The organism is Lentzea sp. NPDC051213 (assembly GCF_044455585.1).
In the GTDB taxonomy this organism is placed as follows: Bacteria; Actinomycetota; Actinomycetes; order Mycobacteriales; family Pseudonocardiaceae; genus Lentzea.
Genome location: NZ_JBITEX010000010.1, coordinates 297,437 through 313,834 on the forward strand (window position 1 = coordinate 297,437; position 16,398 = coordinate 313,834).

Annotated in this window: 16 protein-coding genes; 7 read left to right on the forward strand and 9 right to left on the reverse strand. The window is 70.1% G+C overall.

Annotation, left to right across the window (positions count from 1 at the left end; genetic code table 11):
- Positions 1–265 precede the first annotated feature (265 nt).
- Together ACIA8G_RS37915 and ACIA8G_RS37920 are read right to left on the reverse strand one after the other, a co-directional pair.
- Positions 266–724: a hypothetical protein gene (locus tag ACIA8G_RS37915; RefSeq protein ID WP_396423584.1), complete on the reverse strand. Its 459-nt coding sequence runs from the start codon at positions 722–724 to the stop codon at positions 266–268.
- 43 nt (positions 725–767) lie between these two features.
- Positions 768–1,337 (reverse strand): hypothetical protein, encoded by a 570-nt coding sequence (locus ACIA8G_RS37920; RefSeq protein WP_396423585.1) that lies wholly within the window; start codon positions 1,335–1,337, stop codon positions 768–770.
- Between the two features lie 80 nt (positions 1,338–1,417).
- Between ACIA8G_RS37920 and ACIA8G_RS37925 the strand changes: the two genes are divergently transcribed.
- Positions 1,418–2,086, forward strand: coding sequence for a response regulator transcription factor (locus tag ACIA8G_RS37925; protein WP_396423586.1), 669 nt, complete (start codon positions 1,418–1,420; stop codon positions 2,084–2,086).
- Positions 2,083–3,345: a sensor histidine kinase gene (locus ACIA8G_RS37930; protein ID WP_396423587.1), complete on the forward strand. Its 1,263-nt coding sequence runs from the start codon at positions 2,083–2,085 to the stop codon at positions 3,343–3,345. Before ACIA8G_RS37925 ends, ACIA8G_RS37930 begins: the two co-directional genes overlap by 4 nt.
- A gap of 17 nt (positions 3,346–3,362) precedes the next feature.
- Here the strand turns inward: ACIA8G_RS37930 and ACIA8G_RS37935 are convergent, their stop codons facing one another.
- The 3 genes from ACIA8G_RS37935 to ACIA8G_RS37945 form a co-directional block, all read right to left on the reverse strand.
- A complete protein-coding gene (locus tag ACIA8G_RS37935; protein ID WP_396423588.1) occupies positions 3,363–4,256 on the reverse strand; it encodes a neutral zinc metallopeptidase in 894 nt (297 codons plus the stop codon).
- A gap of 13 nt (positions 4,257–4,269) precedes the next feature.
- Entirely contained in the window at positions 4,270–5,361 is a 1,092-nt protein-coding gene (locus ACIA8G_RS37940) for a neutral zinc metallopeptidase (protein ID WP_396423589.1), read from the reverse strand.
- A gap of 262 nt (positions 5,362–5,623) precedes the next feature.
- Complete coding sequence (locus ACIA8G_RS37945; protein ID WP_396423590.1) at positions 5,624–6,823, reverse strand: neutral zinc metallopeptidase; 1,200 nt, start codon at positions 6,821–6,823, stop codon at positions 5,624–5,626.
- Positions 6,824–6,898: 75 nt separating this feature from the next.
- Here ACIA8G_RS37945 and ACIA8G_RS37950 point away from each other — a divergent pair, with 75 nt between their 5' ends.
- The 4 genes from ACIA8G_RS37950 to nudC are packed head-to-tail and all read left to right on the forward strand — an operon-like array spanning position 6,899 to position 12,159.
- Positions 6,899–8,524 (forward strand): DUF2207 domain-containing protein, encoded by a 1,626-nt coding sequence (locus ACIA8G_RS37950; protein WP_396423591.1) that lies wholly within the window; start codon positions 6,899–6,901, stop codon positions 8,522–8,524.
- A 10-nt stretch (positions 8,525–8,534) separates the two neighbouring features.
- On the forward strand, positions 8,535–9,818 hold the full coding sequence (locus ACIA8G_RS37955) for a M16 family metallopeptidase (protein WP_396423592.1): 1,284 nt from the start codon (positions 8,535–8,537) through the stop codon (positions 9,816–9,818).
- The gene (locus ACIA8G_RS37960; RefSeq protein ID WP_396423593.1) at positions 9,815–11,215 is read left to right on the forward strand and encodes a M16 family metallopeptidase; all 1,401 of its coding nucleotides are present in this window, start codon (positions 9,815–9,817) and stop codon (positions 11,213–11,215) included. Before ACIA8G_RS37955 ends, ACIA8G_RS37960 begins: the two co-directional genes overlap by 4 nt.
- Complete coding sequence (gene nudC / locus ACIA8G_RS37965; protein WP_396423594.1) at positions 11,212–12,159, forward strand: NAD(+) diphosphatase; 948 nt, start codon at positions 11,212–11,214, stop codon at positions 12,157–12,159. Before ACIA8G_RS37960 ends, nudC begins: the two co-directional genes overlap by 4 nt.
- On the opposite strand, the gene ACIA8G_RS37970 is transcribed toward nudC, so the two are convergent.
- Positions 12,156–12,893 carry an NmrA family NAD(P)-binding protein gene (locus ACIA8G_RS37970; protein ID WP_396423595.1) on the reverse strand — a complete coding sequence of 246 codons (738 nt, stop codon included), beginning with the start codon at positions 12,891–12,893 and terminating at the stop codon, positions 12,156–12,158. The two genes, nudC and ACIA8G_RS37970, sit on opposite strands and share 4 nt — an antisense overlap.
- A complete protein-coding gene (locus ACIA8G_RS37975; RefSeq protein WP_396423596.1) occupies positions 12,890–14,095 on the reverse strand; it encodes an FAD-dependent monooxygenase in 1,206 nt (401 codons plus the stop codon). Before ACIA8G_RS37975 ends, ACIA8G_RS37970 begins: the two co-directional genes overlap by 4 nt.
- 56 nt (positions 14,096–14,151) lie before the next feature.
- On the opposite strand from ACIA8G_RS37975, the gene ACIA8G_RS37980 reads away from it, so the two are divergent.
- The gene (locus ACIA8G_RS37980) at positions 14,152–14,637 is read left to right on the forward strand and encodes a MarR family winged helix-turn-helix transcriptional regulator (protein ID WP_396423597.1); all 486 of its coding nucleotides are present in this window, start codon (positions 14,152–14,154) and stop codon (positions 14,635–14,637) included.
- Here the strand turns inward: ACIA8G_RS37980 and ACIA8G_RS37985 are convergent.
- The gene (locus ACIA8G_RS37985; RefSeq protein ID WP_396423598.1) at positions 14,626–15,645 is read right to left on the reverse strand and encodes a DUF2399 domain-containing protein; all 1,020 of its coding nucleotides are present in this window, start codon (positions 15,643–15,645) and stop codon (positions 14,626–14,628) included. The genes ACIA8G_RS37980 and ACIA8G_RS37985 overlap by 12 nt on opposite strands.
- A 24-nt stretch (positions 15,646–15,669) precedes the next feature.
- On the reverse strand, positions 15,670–16,365 hold the full coding sequence (locus tag ACIA8G_RS37990; protein ID WP_396423599.1) for a class I SAM-dependent methyltransferase: 696 nt from the start codon (positions 16,363–16,365) through the stop codon (positions 15,670–15,672).
- Positions 16,366–16,398 lie beyond the last annotated feature (33 nt).

Sequence of the window (16,398 nt, forward strand, 5' to 3'; positions counted from 1 at the left end):
ATCTTCACCGGAACGGCCTTCTCCGACCAAGGAGCAACCGGTTCCGCACTGGCCGGCTGAACGGCGCCTATCAAGGTGAGCGCCACTCCAAAAAATGCGATCAAGATTCGAATGCTTGCACGCTTCAAAGAGTCCCCCAGCTGAACAAACGCGTGACGACAGAATTGGTCGAGCGTCGTAACAGCAGCTCAGGGCCGTCAGAGGTCGCGACTGATCCGGAGGTCAACGTTATTGGGGAATCCTGAATGAAATCGGCCGAATGGCGTCAAGAAAGTGACTCAGCCGGGGAACGAGGAGTAGTCATGACGGCCGGTGCGCGCAACGGCGCATAGCGGAAGAGGAACGCGTAAAAGCCGCCCGCCAGCGCTGCGAGGCACAACAGCAGCACGGTGAGACGGCTCGCGATCGGTGGTCCGACCGGCTGCGAGGCGGCGGACTGGACCATATCGCCGCTGGTCAGCACGATCTCGACGGTCTCGCCCTTCTGATGGCCGCAGCCGTCGAGCTTCGCCTGCTTCTTCTGGCCGTCGGCGTCCCACTCGACGGTGTCCATGCCCTGGCCGCACGAACCGGTCTCGACGACGGTCGCGGCGACGCGTCTTACCGGCTCCTCGGCACCGAGCACCTTCAGCGGCACCAGGAGCGCGACCGCGACACTGATCCCGACCAGTCCGACGACCAGCAGGATGAACACCCATCTGTTCGGGCTTCGCGGAACCGCCACACTGCGATGTTCGCAGACGCGGCGGCCCGCGTGGAGCCCAGGTTTACTTCGGCAGCTGGCGCAGCTGCTCGACCTTGATGGTCTTGCCGTCGGACACGGAACCGGTCACGGCGACGAGGTCACCGTTCTTCGGCTTCTCGGTCACCGCGGACAGGTCCAGCGGGGTCTGCAGGCCGTCGACCTGGATCAACGTCGCGTTGTTGCCGTTGACGTCCTTGATCGTGCCCTGCTCGTGGGCCTTCGCCAGCGCCACGTTGAGAGCCTTGCCGTCCTTCACGCGGACGGTCACGCGCTGGTCGGCCTTGAGGCCGGCGAGGTCGCCGCCGCGCAGCTTCGTGGCGCTGTCCGTGGTCAACGACACCTCGCTGCCGTCGTCCTTGGTGATCGTGAGCTTGCCGGTCTCGACCGACTTCACCCGGCCGACGACCAGAGTGCTGTCCTTGAGCCGCACCTTGTCCGGGCGGCCGGGCTTCCCGGGACCGCCGGGGTGACGTTCCGCGAACGCCGCGGGCAGGTCGTCGGGGTTGTCCGCGGCAGTCGCGACCGCGATGCCGCCGACGGTGAGCCCGACGGCCGCGACGATGGCGCCGGCCCAGGCTGATTTCTTCGACATGCGCACCAGCGTGCGCGTGCTTTCTGAGGGCGAGCTGAAGGCGAGTCGCCCGAAGTCCGGATGATCAGCAGAATGGTGAGGTGTCCGCCAGGGTGTTGGTGATCGAGGACGCCGAGGCGATCGGCGCCGCGGTGTCGTCCGCGTTGCGCGAGTCGGGGTACGAGGTGCAGCACCGCCTGGACGGGCGCCAGCTGGAGGCCGATCTCGGCCGCTTCCGCCCCGACCTGGTCGTGCTCGACGTGATGCTGCCCGGCCGCGACGGTTTCGCGCTGCTCGAGGTCATCCGCCGGTCGAGCGGGGCCGGCGTGGTGATGCTGACCGCGCGCGACGGCGTGCCGGACCGGTTGCGCGGGCTCTCCGGCGGCGCCGACGACTACGTGGGCAAGCCGTTCGTCCTGGCCGAGCTGGTCGCGCGGGTGTCCGCCGTGCTGCGCCGGTTGGGGCGCACGCCGTCGACGGTGCAGGTCGGTGACCTCGTCGTGGACGCTGACGCGGGCGTCGTGATGCGCGCCGACCAGCCGATCGAGCTCACCGCGACGGAACTGCGGTTGCTGGTCTACCTGGCGGCGCAGCGCGGGCGAGTGGTGTCGAAGACGCAGATCTTGACCGCGGTGTGGGGGTACGAGGACTACGACCCGAACCTGGTCGAGGTCCACGTGTCCGCTGTGCGCCGCAAGGTGGAGGAACACGGCCCACGGCTCGTGCACACCGTGCGCGGTCTTGGGTACGTATTGCGGGCCGAAGAATGAACCTGCGCACGGTCTCGCTGCGCCGCCGCGTCGCGGTGTCCGTGGTGCTGGTGCTGTTCGTCGTGCTGGTGGCGCTGGTGATCCTGGTCGACCGGTTGTTCCAGGGGCAGTCCAGCAGGGACGTCGATTTCGTGCTGCGCGACGCCGAGCAGCGTGCGGTCACGCAGGTGCAGAAGGGCGTTCCGCCGCGACTGGTCGCTCAGCAGCTGACCAAGCGGAACATCCACGTGACGGTGGACCTGCCGAACGGGACGAAGGTCGGCGAAGCGCCGGACGGAGGGCAGTACGAGAAGAAGGCCCGGAACATCAACGGCGCGAAGTTCACGTTCTACGCGGACACCGAGACGATCTCGCAGGCGCAGGTCCGGTTGCGCAGGCTGCTGATCATGATGGGGATCGGGGCCATCGTGATCACCGGCGTGTTGATGATCTGGGTGGTCCGGCGGGCTTTGGCCCCGCTGGACGCCATGACGTCGCTGGCCCAGGCCATTGCCAACGGCCACCGCGGCGGCCGGCTCAACCCGTCGCGCACCGACACCGAGCTGGGGCGCACCGCGGCTGCCTTCGACGGGATGCTGGACTCGCTGGAGGGGTCCGAGCAGCGGACGCGGCGGTTCGTCGCCGACGCCGCCCACGAGCTGCGCACGCCGATCACCGGGGTGCAGGCGGTGGCGGAGGCGCTGGTGCAGGCACCGGTCGATTCACCTGATCGGGATCAGATGTCGTTCCTGCTGGTGCGGGAGGCCCGGCGGGCCGGGCGGCTGGTCGACGACCTGCTGGCGCTGGCTCAGCTCGACGCCGGGTACGAGATGCAGCGGGAGTCGGTGGATCTGCTCGGGCTGGCCGAGGCCGAGGTGGCGCGGACGCGGTTCGTCGCGCCCGACTTCGACATCTCGGCCGAGGGGATCTCGGTCGTGGTGGTCGGGGACGGGCAGCGGCTGGCTCAGGTGCTGGTGAATCTCGTGGACAACGCCCGGCAGGCCGCCGGCCCGCAGGGGAGTGTCCGGATTCGGGTTGATGCCACCGGGTTCACGGTTTCCGACAACGGGCCCGGGGTGCCGGAGGCTGAGCGGGAGCGGATCTTCGATCGGCTGGTCCGGCTGGATGACGCTCGGGATCGGCGGTCCGGTGGGTCTGGGCTCGGGCTGGCCATCGCTCGGGGGGTTGTTCGGGCGCACGGCGGGGATCTGACGTGTGAGCCGTCAGATTCTGGAGCCGTGTTCCGGGTGACGTTGCCGCTGAACCAGTCGCCTTCGTGACGAGCTGAGAGGGGCGGTCAGGCGACTGCCGCCGCCGGCGCCGCGAAGGTGTTGCAGGCCGCCGTCGAATTCGACTTGAACCCCGTGTTCGCCCACTGAGCCTGGTTGGTGGCCGACCCGTGAGCGTTGTTCTCGGGCTTCTCCTCGATGGCGAACTTGAAGTCCTCCTGAGCCTGACGCGCCAGACCAGCGGACACCGAGCCCTTGCCGGCCGCGCTCGTCAGGAACATGCCCGCGAAGCAGTTCGCCTGCAGTTCGATGCGGCGCGACATCTCCAGGCCCGCCGGGGTCTTCTCGCCCGCGTCGGTGATCTTCAGGTCCGCAGCCCGCAGCAGGCCCGTCAGAGCCTGGACGTGGTGGCCGTACTCGTGCGAGAGCGTGGCCAGGTGGGTGGCCGGGGCGTCGCCGCCGCCGTTGTCGCGCAGGCGGGTGGTCGGCATGTAGATGGTGCGGTTGCGGCCGCAGTAGTAGGCGACGGCGTGGTCGGACTCCGGGGCGGCGCCGCACGGGCCGTCCTTCAGGGTGGGCGAGGCGTCCAGGGCCGGCTTCTCGAACGGCATGTTCGCCGCGGTCAGCAACGGGCCCCAGGCGGCGTCCAGGCAGGCCGTGCCGGCCGCGTAGTAGGCGGCCAGCTGCTGGTCGGAGACGCCGAACTGCGGCATGTCGCAGGTCACGGGGGCCAGGGAGGCCGGGGTGACCAGGACCGGGTGGTCGGCCAGGCGGTAGACCGCGCGGGGACGGACCGGGGTCGAGGGCTCGGTCGACGGCGACGGGGCAGGGCGGGAACCCGCCATGGCGTGGCCCGTGACGACTCTGGGGCGGCTTAGTTGACCGATTCCGAGGACGAACGCGACTACCAGCACGAACACGCCCGCGAGCATGACCGGGTTGTTCTTGGCTGGTTGGGTCAACGTTCGCCCCTTTCTAGGAGACGGATCCGGCGTCCGCGGCCCAGGTGTTGCACTCGGACGCCTTGTTCGACTTGTAACCGCGGTCCACCCAGGTCGCGTTGTTCTGCGGTGTTCCGTGGTCCTTGGTCGGGTAGATGTCGTAGTCACCTCGGTTGCCCGCGTCGGACAGGCCGACCCTGATGACGTCGATCGGAATTGCGCCGTGCGACAACGGGGCCAGCGTCATGCCCCCGAAGCAGGTGGCTTGCAGCTCCATCCGGCGGTTCAGGTCGAGGCCCTTCGGAGTATCCCACCCTCCCGCGTCGTACTGCGCGCGGTCCGAGGCTTTCAGCATTCCGGTGAGCCACTGCAGGTGGTGGCCGTACTCGTGGGCCAGCTGGCCGAGGTACTTGCCGGGGTGGTTCGGGTTGTTCGGGTTGCGCTCGGCGGCGTAGGCGTTCGCCGTCCAGTAGATACCGCCCTGGCAGTAGCGCGCCGTCGAGTCCGGGCGGACGGTGCCGCACGGGTACTGCATGGTCTCGGTGACGATGTGCAGCTCAACGGGCTGGTAGGGCAGGTTCGCGGCCTGCAGGGCCGGCTTCCACATGCCCTCGATGCACGGCAGCGCGGCGCGCAGGTAGCGGTCCTGGCCCGCCGGGGAGTAGTCCATGGCGGGCAGCGCGCAGCCCGAGACCGAGTTCGCGCCGAGGTTCGGCTTCAGGAACGGGTGGTCGGCCAGCGCGACCACGGCCTTCGCGCCCGTCGGGGTCGCCGGGGTGGACGGGGTTCTGGACGCCGATGGACGCGACGGCGTCGTCGTCGTGGTCGTGGCTTCCGCCGTGCTGGTGTACGAGTACGTCGGGCTGTACGTCGTGTAGTTCGAGTAGCCCGCGTCCTTCACGTTGTTGCTCACGGTCGCGGCGAACACGCCCACGGCGCCCAAGCCGAGGATCACCACACCGCCGAGGATCAGCGCCACGATCGGGCCGTTGCTCCGGCGGCGCGGCGGCATCTGCGGATACGGCGCGTAACCGCCGGGCTGCGGGCCCCAGAACGGCTGCGGTGGCGGCATGACCTGGCCCGGTGGGGGCGGCGGCGGGCCGTACTGGCCGGGCGGCGGTCCCATCGGAGGACCCTGCGGTGGCATGCCGTACGGAGGCGGTGGACCCTGTGGCGGACGCTGCCCCAGTGGTGCGGGCATCGGTGGAGGACCGACCGGGCGCGGCGTTGGCCAATTGCCCGGCGGCGGTGGTTGGGTCATCGCCTGAGGTCCCCCCATTGGTGATCCTGGGTCGTGTACGAGCATAGGCGGATCGGTAACGCGCGTCCCCCGACCGGGCTAACGCGTCCCGTCCACATCAATGGGACGCGCGGGCCGGGGGATCGGTTCACGCGACGTCCGCCGAGCTTGCGGCCCAGGTGTTGCACGCGTTCGCCTTGTTCTGCTTGTGGCCGTGCATGACCCAACGCTCGTTGTTCGGCTGACTGCCGTGGTCAGGCGTGCGGCTGTAGTCGCCGCGTTGGCCCGCGTCGTGCAGACCGGTGTTCACGACGTCCATCGGCACGACGTTCTTGTGCGAGAACGGCGCCAGCGTCATGCCGCCGAAGCAGGTGGCCTGCAGTTCCAGCCTGCGGTTGAGCTCGAGGCCCTTCGGCGTGTCCCAGCCGCCCACGTCGTACTGGGCCTGGTCGGCGGCGCGCATCAGGCCGGTGAGCCACTGGACGTGGTGGCCGTACTCGTGGCTGAGCTGGCCGAGGTACACGCCGGGGTGCCGGACCGTCGAGCCGCCCTCGTTGGCGTAGAAGCCGCCAGGCCAGTAGATGACGCCACGGCAGAACATCGCCGTCTCTTTCGTGGTGTGCTCACCGCACGGCGTCTGCGTCGTGCCGGTGAAGACCTGCAGCTCGACGGGCTGGTAGGGAAGGTTGGCCCTCTTCAACGCCGGCTGCCACGCCTTCTCGATGCACGGCAGAGCCGCCGAGAGGAACCGTTCCTCGCCCGCCGGGTTGTACTCCATCTTCGGCAACGGGCACGCGTCGAAGTCGTTCGCACCGATGTTGGCCGTGAAGATCGGGTGGTCTTCGAGCTTGTAGACGGCTTTCGGGCCCACCGGCGCCGACGAGGTGGAGGTCGACCGCGTGGACGACGTCGAGGTCGTCGTGGTGGTCGTGGTCGTCGTTGTGGAGCTGTAGGTGTAGGTCGGGCTGTACGTCGTGTAGTTCGAGTAGCCCGCGTCCTTCACCTTGCTGCTGAGCGTCGCGGCGAACACACCGATCGCGCCCAGGCCGAGGATCACCACGCCGCCCAGCACCAGCGCCGGGATCGGGCCGTTGCTGCTGTTCCGGCGAGGCGGCATCTGCGGGTACGGCGCGTAACCGCCGGGCGGGGTGCCCCAAACCGGCTGCGGCGGTGGCATCACAGGCCGCGGCGGTGGCAGCGGAGCGCGGTACTGCGGTGGCCGCATGCCGGGAGGCGGTCCCTGGACGTGGCGAGGAGGCATCGGCGGCCCGTACGGCGGTGCCGCCGGCACAGGCGGCGGACCCACCGGGCGCGGCGGTGGCCAGCCCGGCGGAGGTGGTTGCGTCATCGCCGGAAATCCCCCAGATGGCGTCTGTTCGAAAGTCCGCCGGAGCATATGAGGACTCCGCTATTGTCCGCAGCCGTGTTGAAGAACTGGGGAGCGGCGATCTTCGCAGCCGCCACGCTGACCGCAGCTTTGACTTCTGCGACGGCTGTTGGCGCGCTCGCGCAGCCACTTCCCGGCACCGTCAGCACCGAGGTGCGGATGAAGCTGGAGCGCGACGCGAAGCTCTCCATCACCGAGACCGTGCACGTGCCGGACGGCAAGACGGTCAAGCGGACCGTCCCTTTGCGACTCGCCGTGGGCAACGACCTGGAGCGCCAGTACCAGGTCACCGACGCCAGGGTCGAGGGCAAGGGCAGCGCGACCGTCAGCGACGAAAAGTTCTCCGTCACCCTCGAAGGCGGCCAGGCCACGCTGACCTACACGGTCGTCGGCGCGGTCGCCCCTGTCGGTGACGTGCTGGAGGTCCGCTGGCAGGCCGCGGGCGGCTGGGACACCGAGCTCGACAAGGTCGCCGTCACGTTCTCCGCACCTGATTCGCCGACGTCGGTCAACTGCCTCGCCGGCCCGGTCGGGTCGTCGCAGCCGTGCACCAGCGCCGACCTCGCGGACGGCAAGGGCGTGCGGGCGCAGGAGATCAAGCTCGGCGCGGGCGAACGCGTCGATGTCGCGATCGGACTGTCGGCCGGTGTCGTGCCGCCCAACGCCGTGGTGGTCGAGCAGTCCGGGCTGGCGTCGGCGTTCGCGCTGACCCCGGTCAGCGGCGCCGCGCTCGGCGGGCTGCTGGTGTTGCTGCTCGGCGGTGTCGCACTGCTCTGGTACCTGCGCGGCCGGGACGCGGCGGCGCTCGCGAGCGACGTCGGCGCGGTGACCGTGCTGGTCCGCGACCAGGGCGGCCGGGTCGCGTTCGCCTCACCCGACGGCGTGCTGCCCGGCCAGGTCGGCACCGTCGTGGACGAGCACGTGGACGTGGTCGACGTGACCGCGACGGTCATCGACCTCGCCGTCCGCAACTACCTGTGGATCACCGAGGTGGACGGTCACGACTGGCAGATCGTGCGCCGCAACCCGGCTGACGACTCGCTCTCCGGCTACGAGAAGGCCGTCTACGACGCTCTCCTGCCGCAGGGGTCGGACGCGGTGACCGTGTCCGAGCTGCGCGGCCGCCGGATCGATCTCGCCCAGGTCCGCGACCGGCTCTACGCGGACGTGGTGGAGAAGCGCTGGTTCGTGCGCCGCCCGGACGCCGAGCGCAGCCTGTTCTGGTGGGTCGGCATCGTGATCGCGGTGCTGGGCGTGGCCGCCACCGTCGTGCTCGCGCTGACCATCGGCAACGCGTTGTTCGGGCTCGTCGTCGCGGTCGGTGGCGTCGCCCTCGCGTTCGGTGCGCGGTCGATGCCCGCCAGGACCAAGCGCGGCAGCGAGCTGCTGGAGCACGTCCGCGGCCTGCGCGGGTACCTGCACGGCGTGACGCCGAACGACGTGCCCGAGGCCGACCGCGAGCTGGTGTTCTCCCGCTCGCTGCCGTACGCGGTGGTGCTCGGCGAGACCGACCGCTGGCTCGCCACGTTCGGTCAGCAAGATCTGTACTGGTACGGCAACGCGTCCGATTTCCAGCGCAGTTTCCCCGCGTTCCTGGGGGCGCTCGACGGGGTGCTCGCCCAGGCCGGACACCTGCGATCGCTCCGGACGCAGAACCCGTAGGCTGGCGGGCATGGCCTCACCCGAACTGCACAGGTTCACGTTGCCCAACGGCCTGCGGGTGGTGCTCGCCCCCGACGCCAGCGCACCGGTCGTCGGCGTCAGCGTGCACTACGACGTCGGCTTCCGCTCCGAGCCGGAGGGGCGCACCGGTTTCGCGCACCTCTTCGAGCACCTGATGTTCCAGGGCAGCGAGAGCCTGGAGAAGCTGGCGCACTTCCGACACGTGCAGTCGTCGGGCGGCACGTTCAACGGGTCCACACACCCGGACTACACCGACTACTACCAGGTGCTGCCCTCGGCGGCGCTCGAGCGGGCGCTGTTCCTCGAGGCGGACCGCATGCGCGCGCCGAAGCTCACCGAGGAGAACCTCCGCAACCAGATCGACGTGGTGAAGGAGGAGATCCGGCTCAACGTGCTGAACCGCCCGTACGGCGGGTTCCCCTGGATTCTCCTGCCCGCGGTGCTGTTCAAGACGTTCGCCAACGCGCACAACGGCTACGGCGACTTCGTCGACCTGGAGAGCGCGACTGTCGACAACTGCGCGGAGTTCTTCGACACCTACTACAGCCCGGCGAACGCCGTGCTGACGGTGGCGGGTGACCTCGACGTCGAGACCGCGAAGGTGTTGGTGGAGAAGCACTTCGGTGACGTGCCCGCGCGGCCGCGGCCGGAGCGCCCCTCGTTCGCCGAGCCCGCCCCGCAGGGCGAGGTGCGGCACGAGCACGGCGACGCGCTGGCCCCGCTGCCCGCGCTCGCGATCGGCTACCGCGTGCCGGACCCGGTCACCGACATCGACGGCTACCTCTCGTACCTGGTGCTCGCCGGCGTGCTGACGGACGGCGACGGCTCGCGCCTGCAGCAGCGCCTGGTGCACCGCGAGGGCATCGTGATCGATCTCAACGCCGGCTGCGGCCTGTTCGGCCCGCTCGAGGCCCGCGACCCGGACACGTTCAGCATCACCGCGATCCACACCGCGGAGGTCCCCGCCGAGCAGGTGCTCGCGGCGATCGACGAGGAGCTGCAGAAGCTCGCCCAGGAGCCGCCGTCGGCCGAGGAGCTGGCGAAGGTCACCGCCCGCTGGGCGTCGACCATGCACAAGGAGCACGACCGGCTCACGAACCGCACGCTGGGCCTCGGCTCGGCGGAGCTGCTGTTCGGCCGCGCCGAGCTGATCTACGAACTGCCCGAGCGGATCGCGTCGGTGACCGTGGACGAGGTGTCCGCCGCCGCCAAGGCGCTGCGTCCCGACTCGCGCGCCGTTCTCACCGTCAAGCCCACCGGAGGAGCCCAGTGACCGGCACGATCTCGGGGGCCAAGACCCACCGCACCGCCGAGGAGATCGGACGGACCGAGATCGGTCCGCGCCCGCTCCCGGAGCTGGGCACCCAGAAGGCGGCCGTCGACCTGTCCACTGTGGACTCCACGCTGCCGAACGGCCTGCGCGTCATCGCGGTCAGGCGCGCCACCGTGCCGATGGTCGAGATCCGCCTGCGCGTGCCGTTCGCGGACCCGGCCGCCTCCAGCGCCGGTTCGCCGCACTCGGCACAGGCCGAGCTGCTCGCGAACACCGTGCTGACCGGCACCGCGGCCCGCACCCGCGTGGAGATCGACACCGAGCTGGCGCTGGTCGGCGGCGAGCTCGACTCGGTCGTCGACCCCGAGCGGCTGAGCTTCACCGGCAACGCGCTCGCCAGCGGCCTCGGCACCGTGCTCGACGTGCTGGCCGACGTGCTGACGAACGCGTCGTACCCGGCCGACGAGCTGGAGCGCGAGCGCGCCCGCCTGGTCGAGCGCATCTCGATCGCCCGCTCGCAGCCGAGCGTCATCGCGCGCGAGGCGTTGCAGAAGGTGCTGTACGGCGACCACCCGTACGCCAAGGAGATGCCGGAGGCCGACGAGGTCGCCACCGTCACCCGCGAGGACGTGGTGGCGTTGCACGGCAAGGCGTTGCTGCCGCGCGGCTCGGTCTTCGTGGTCGTCGGCGACATCGACCCGGCCGAGGCCGTGGCCCAGATCGGCGAGGCGCTGGGCGCGTGGCAGGGCGACGGCGAGGCCGTCCAGCTGCCGCCGCTGCCGCCGGTCAACGGTGGCGACGTGCTGTTCGTGCACCGCGCCGGTGCCGTGCAGTCGCAGATCCGCCTGGCCGCGCAGGCCATCCCGCGCACCGACGAGCGCTACCCGGCGCTGCAGCTCGCGAACCTGGTCTACGGCGGGTTCTTCTCGTCGCGCCTGGTCGAGAACATCCGCGAGGACAAGGGCTACACCTACAGCGCCCGTTCGCACCCCGAGTTCACCGTCCACGGCGCCACGCTGCTGGTCGACGCGGACACGGCGTCCGAGGTGACGGCGGCGGCCCTGCTGGAGACCCGTTACGAGCTGGCCAGGCTCGGCCTGGTGCCGCCGTCGGAGTCCGAAGTGGACGTCGCGCGCCGGTACGCGATCGGCACGCTGCTCACGAGCACGTCGTCGCAGTCCGGCCTCGCGTCGTTCCTGGTGAACCTCGTCGGCCTGGGTCTCGGCCTCGACTGGCTCGTGGCGCACCCGCAGCGCCTGCAGGCCGTCACGCCGGAGCAGGTGGCCGCGGCCGCGCTGGAGTTCTTCGCACCGGGCAACTTCACCGGCGTGCTGGTCGGCGACGCCGAGCAGCTGACCCCGAAGCTCCGCGCGTTGGGCGGGGTCTCCTTCCAGTGAGCTTCGATCTCGTCGGTCTTCCCGCGCTGTCGCGGTTCACGATCGACCGCAGTGAGCCGTTGCGCGGCGACGAGGAGAAGCTCGCCGCGCTCTGGCCGAAGGCACGAATGATCGTGGTCGACTCGCGCGGCCGCACGCTGGTGGCCGAGCGCGGCACCCGGATCGTCGATCGGCCCGCCGTCGAGTTCGGCGACCAACCGCAGCTGAACGCCGTCCTGCTCGGCGAGCAGGACGGCGTGGCGTACTTCGCCGTGCCGGTGCCCGCCGAGGACGGCGAGCAGCCACCGCCCACCCGCGCGTGGTCGGCACCAGAGCTGACGGACGAGCCGCAGTGGCTCGACCTGCGCCAGTCCGGCGCGACCCTCGACGACATGTCGGCGGGCCTCTTCACGACCGCCGCCGCGTTGTTCCAGTGGCACCGGCTGGCCCGCTTCTGCGCCAAGTGCGGTGCACCGACGGTGCTGCAGAAGTCCGGCTGGACCTCGGTCTGCTCCGGCTGCGGCCGCGAGGAGTACCCGCGCACCGACTCCGCGGTGATCTGCCTGGTGCACGACGGCGCGGACCAGGTGCTCGTCGCCCGCGGCCCGGAATGGCCGGAGGGCAGGTTCTCGGTGCTCGCCGGCTTCGTCGAGGCCGGCGAGTCGCTCGAGGCCTGCGTGGCGCGAGAGATCCTCGAAGAGGTCGGCGTCGGCGTGCGGGACATCCGCTACCTGGGCAGCCAGCCCTGGCCGTTCCCGCGCTCGCTGATGATCGGCTTCGAGGCCGTCGCGGATCCTTCGGAGCCGTTGCGGCCTGCCGAGGGCGAGATCGCGGAGGCCAAGTGGGTGTCGCGGGCCGATGTGCGGAGCGCGATCACTGAGCCTGGGAGTGTGCCGGGGCTTGCGCTGGCCGGTGGCGCGTCGATCGCGTTCCGGATGCTGCAGTCGTGGGCGATGCAGGACTAGATCCAGTTCGCATAGCTGTGCCAGCCGATCTCGGGGAACTCCGCGTGCAGCGCCGCCACGTCGAGGTCGAGCCCGATCTCGGCGTGGTGCCGGAACATCGCGGCCAGGTCGGCTGAGTAGCGCTCGGCCTCGGCGAGCGGGATCTCGACGAACTCGGTGCCCCGGATCGCGGCCATCTCCGGACCGGTGAGCCGGTCGCTCGCGATGTCGATGCGCCGGTCGCGGAAGCGTTCCGGTTGCTCGAAGGCCAGCACGGCCATCGCCGCGATGTCCTCGGGTGCGACGACGTGCAACTTCAGGTCGGCGGGGATCGGCAGTGCGACCGGTCCCCCGGCGGCCATGAACGCTGCCGGGCCCAGCACGGTCCACAGCGGATGGCCGCGGAGATGGCCTTCGATCTCGGCCTTGGTGTCGAAGTGAGGGATACCAGTGCCGCGGTCGGCGTTCGTCGCGGACGTGAACACCACGTGCGCCACGTCCGCGGCTGCGTCGACCAGCGCTTTGCCCTGGCGCACCTCGGTTTCCGCGGGCACGCCGAACGGGGTGACGAGGAAGGCGCCGTCGGCGTCCGCGAACGCCGCGCGCAGCGACTCCGGGTCGTCGAAGTCGCCGTACACGTCGGTGGAACTGTTCGGGCGGCGTGTCATGCGGCGCACCTCGTGGCCGCGTTCGGTCAGCAGCCGGGCAACAGCGCCGCCCTGGGTGCCGGTAGCCCCGGTGACGGTGATCCTCATCGGGCACCGACCCACTCGACGTAGCCGTCGGGCCTGATCGTCGCCTCTTCGCCGTCCAGCACGATCGTCGTGCCCTTGCCGTCGGACAGGTCGAGCCCCGGCACGAACGTCCCCGCCAGCGGGTGCGCGCAGCCGGTGTCGTAGCGGATGTCGGTGCCCTGCACCATCGCGGAGATCCTCCGCTTCACGTCCGGCAGGTCGAGCAGGTCGCCGAACAGGGCGTAGAGCTCGCGCGCCTGCGGGTCGGGCCGGGTGAGCGCGACCTGGGCCATGGTGTTGTGCAGGACGCGGTCGGCCACCGGGTGGCGCTCGGCGGTGTAGGTGTCGATGAGTGCGGAGTCGCCGGTGGCGAGTTTCCAGCCGAGGTTCATGGCGTCCTGGAGTCCCAAGTTGAGGCCCTGGCCGCCGAACGGCGAGTGCACGTGGGCGGCGTCGCCGGCGAGCAGGACGTTGCCCTTGCGGTAGGTCGTGGCCTGCCGCGTGTTGTCGGTCCAGCTGGTCGCGGTGTGGACGGCGGTGATGTGCACGTCGCGGCCGCTGATCCGGCGGAGGCTGGCTTCGAGGGTGTCGCGCGTGACGTCACGGGTGGCCGGCGGTCCGTCGTACTCGATCATCATGATGCGGCCCTTGAGCGGACCGGACGCGTAGACGCCTGTCGGCGTGTGGTGCCAGCCGCGGTCGAGTTCGCCGTCCAGGTCGACGATCGCCTGGTAACCGGTGAGCGTGGGACCCGTGCCGGCGAACTCGATGCCGGCGAGCTTGCGAACGGTGCTGCGCCCGCCGTCGCAACCGATCACGTACTCGGAGCCGAGGTCCAGATCAGTGACCTCGACGCCGCGGCGGATCTCGACGCCCAGTTCGCCGGCGCGGGCTTCGAGGACGCGTTCGAGTGCTTGCTGCGTCAGCATGAGCAGTTCCAGACCGTCCAGTTTGAACAGTCCGGCGAAGTGGCCGGTGGTGCGGCCGCGCCAGGCCAGGTTGGCGGTCTCGGCGGCGCTGGCGGCGTCGATCGCCGGGCCGAGGCCGCGCATGGCGAGCATCTCGACCGTGCGGCCGCTGATCATCTGCGCCTTGATGGTGCCGGCCTGGGTGGTGAGGCGTTCGAGCACGGTGGTGCGGACGCCTTGGAGTGCGAGTTCGCAGGCCAGCAACAGGCCGACCGGGCCCGCGCCGACGATGGTGACGTCCCCAGAGGTTTTCATGAGCAATATTTGACGATGAAAATGTCTCGCTGTCAAACATGATTTAGGATGGGCCAGTGACCGAGCCGATCTACTCGTGGCTGTACGTGCAGCAGGGCGTCGACGCCGTGAAGGCCGCGATGGGGCGCCGCATGGAGGACGAGGCCGGGTGCTCGCTGCTGGAGCACGTGGCGCTCTACCAGTTGCACCACAACGGCGGCCGGCTGCAGATGTCGGAGCTCGTCGAGCTGCTGGACGTGAGTCCGTCCGGGATCACCCGGCTGATCGAGCGCCTGGTCAAGCGCGGGTGGGTGACGCGCGAGCAACCGCCGGACAACCGGCGACTGGTCATCGCCGTGCTGACCCAGGAGGGCGAGGAAGCGTGCCTCGGCACGACCGCGCGGGTGTACCGGGCGTCGCTCGCCGAGGAGTTCACCGGCCTGCTGAACGAACGCGACCTCGCCGACCTGCGGCGGATCGGCCGCAAGCTGCTCGAGGGGCACGGGCGGTGGGACGTGAAGCGGTTCGCGCCGTCGGAGTCGTCAGATTCGTCAGAGCAGTGACGGCAGCACGTGTTCCTCGGTGACCATCAGCCCGGTCGTGGCCATGGTCTCGGCGAGGTCGGGATCCCAGCTCGCTTCCGCCGGGCGGGTGTTGAGGGTGGGGAGCTCCACGCCGCGCGCGATCAGCGTGGCCACGGCTTCGCGGTAGTCGGCCGCTGACATCCGCCACGCGGTTCCGCCGGTGTAGGCCAGGATCTCGTTGGTTGCGCGGATGCCGTCGGGCGTGAAGTCGTTGTGGCAGCGGACGGTCTTGCCGTTGAGGTGGTGCTTGGCCTGTGCGGTCAGGCCTGTGGGGAGCACCATCAACGGGCCGGGCACTCCGGACTCGAGCAGGCGCGGGCTGCGGACGACGGTGATGTCGGAGGCTTCGAGGGTGTCGTTCAGCGTCAGGTAGCCCTGGGAGGTCAGCACCGGGTTGCTGTAGGCATCGGGGAGGACGCCGGAGCGCTCCCAGTCGGTGCCGATGAGCGTCAGTGCTTTGTGGACGATGCGGGTGAGCGGGCGGCCGTCGTCGAGATCGTTGCCCGCCAAGGCGAACCGGGTCGTCCACTGCCGGGGTTCGGGGTGCAGTCGCGCGAGGATCGCCGCGGCCTGGTTCGCGATCATCGGCAGCGCGGGCTGCGGGATCTTGCCGTACCTGCGGACGTGCTCGATCCACTCGGCGGCCCAGGGAGCGTGCAGCAGGCCGTGCTCGCGCAGGGCGAACTTGAGGACGGCGTCCGCGGTCGAGGCCTCCTCGGACGTGGACATGCCGATCGGCTTGCCGTGCACCGACTCCAGTACCTCGGGCAGCGTGCTGCCGTGGGCGCGGATGTGTTCGTCCAGGCGTGCCAACGAGATCTGACGGCGAGCCGGGTGCGCTATCGGCTTGCGCAGGAGCTCGCCAAGAACCGTCGCGGTGCTCGCGTCCTCGACGCGGAAGCTGAACGCCGACCGGCCGCCGCCCTCCATCGTCTCGCGGGCGAGGCGCCACAGCTCGGCGAGTTCGGGGCGGTCGTACTCGGTCACCAGGCCAACATAGCCGCTGGTCGTTCAGTCGACTCGCAGCGCCCGGACGAAGAGGAAGATCGGTTTGGTGTTGAGCACTTCGAACATCTGAGGTGCGACATCCAGGTCCGGCCGTGGCTCGTCGACGACGTCGACCGCGAATCCCGCCTGCCGCAGCTCGCCGAAGATCGCCGACAGCGGCCGGCGGTAGAGGTCTGCCGTCACCAGTTGCCCGTCCCAGTCCCAGGTTTCGCTGACCAGTTCGACCCGGTGGTAGTCGCTCTGATCGGACAGCGCCCAGCCGGTGATGGGGTGGTGGATCGAGAAGACCAGTGCTCCGCCGGGGACCAGGCAGCGGTGCAGTTCCGCGAGCAGAGGTGCCCAGTCCTCGAGGTAGTGCAGGACCAGGGAGGCGGTGACCACGTCAACGCCGGCGGTCGGCACCAGGTCGAGCGGTTGCTCGAGGTCTGCGACCTCGACGCGGGCGCGGTTACCCAGCCTGTGGCGGGCGATGTCGACCAGGCGAGGTTCGCGATCCAGCGCGAACACATCGGCTCCTCGGTCGGCCAAGTGTTCGGTGAGCACTCCTGCGGCGCAGCCGAGCTCCAGGACGCGCTTGGCCGTGACGTCGCCCGCCAGCCGCAGAATCGCCGGACGGTCGTATCGGCTGTTCGGGGCGCTGTGTTCGCAGAACGCCGCGTAGGTCTTGGCGTGCTCGCTGTAGATCGTTGGTTCAGGCACCTCCTCGATCCTAAGGATCGGTCCGGTCCAGGG

Excerpts from the sequence above, each read along its gene's own strand:
- ACIA8G_RS37930 (WP_396423587.1), top strand. The coding sequence starts at position 2,083 with ATGAACCTGCGCACGGTCTCGCTGCGCCGCCGCGTCGCGGTGTCCGTG.
- ACIA8G_RS37955 (WP_396423592.1), top strand. The coding sequence starts at position 8,535 with ATGGCCTCACCCGAACTGCACAGGTTCACGTTGCCCAACGGCCTGCGG.
- ACIA8G_RS37970 (WP_396423595.1), bottom strand. The coding sequence starts at position 12,893 with ATGAGGATCACCGTCACCGGGGCTACCGGCACCCAGGGCGGCGCTGTT.
- ACIA8G_RS37945 (WP_396423590.1), bottom strand. The coding sequence starts at position 6,823 with ATGACGCAACCACCTCCGCCGGGCTGGCCACCGCCGCGCCCGGTGGGT.
- ACIA8G_RS37920 (WP_396423585.1), bottom strand. The coding sequence starts at position 1,337 with ATGTCGAAGAAATCAGCCTGGGCCGGCGCCATCGTCGCGGCCGTCGGG.
- ACIA8G_RS37940 (WP_396423589.1), bottom strand. The coding sequence starts at position 5,361 with ATGGGACCGCCGCCCGGCCAGTACGGCCCGCCGCCGCCCCCACCGGGC.
- ACIA8G_RS37975 (WP_396423596.1), bottom strand. The coding sequence starts at position 14,095 with ATGAAAACCTCTGGGGACGTCACCATCGTCGGCGCGGGCCCGGTCGGC.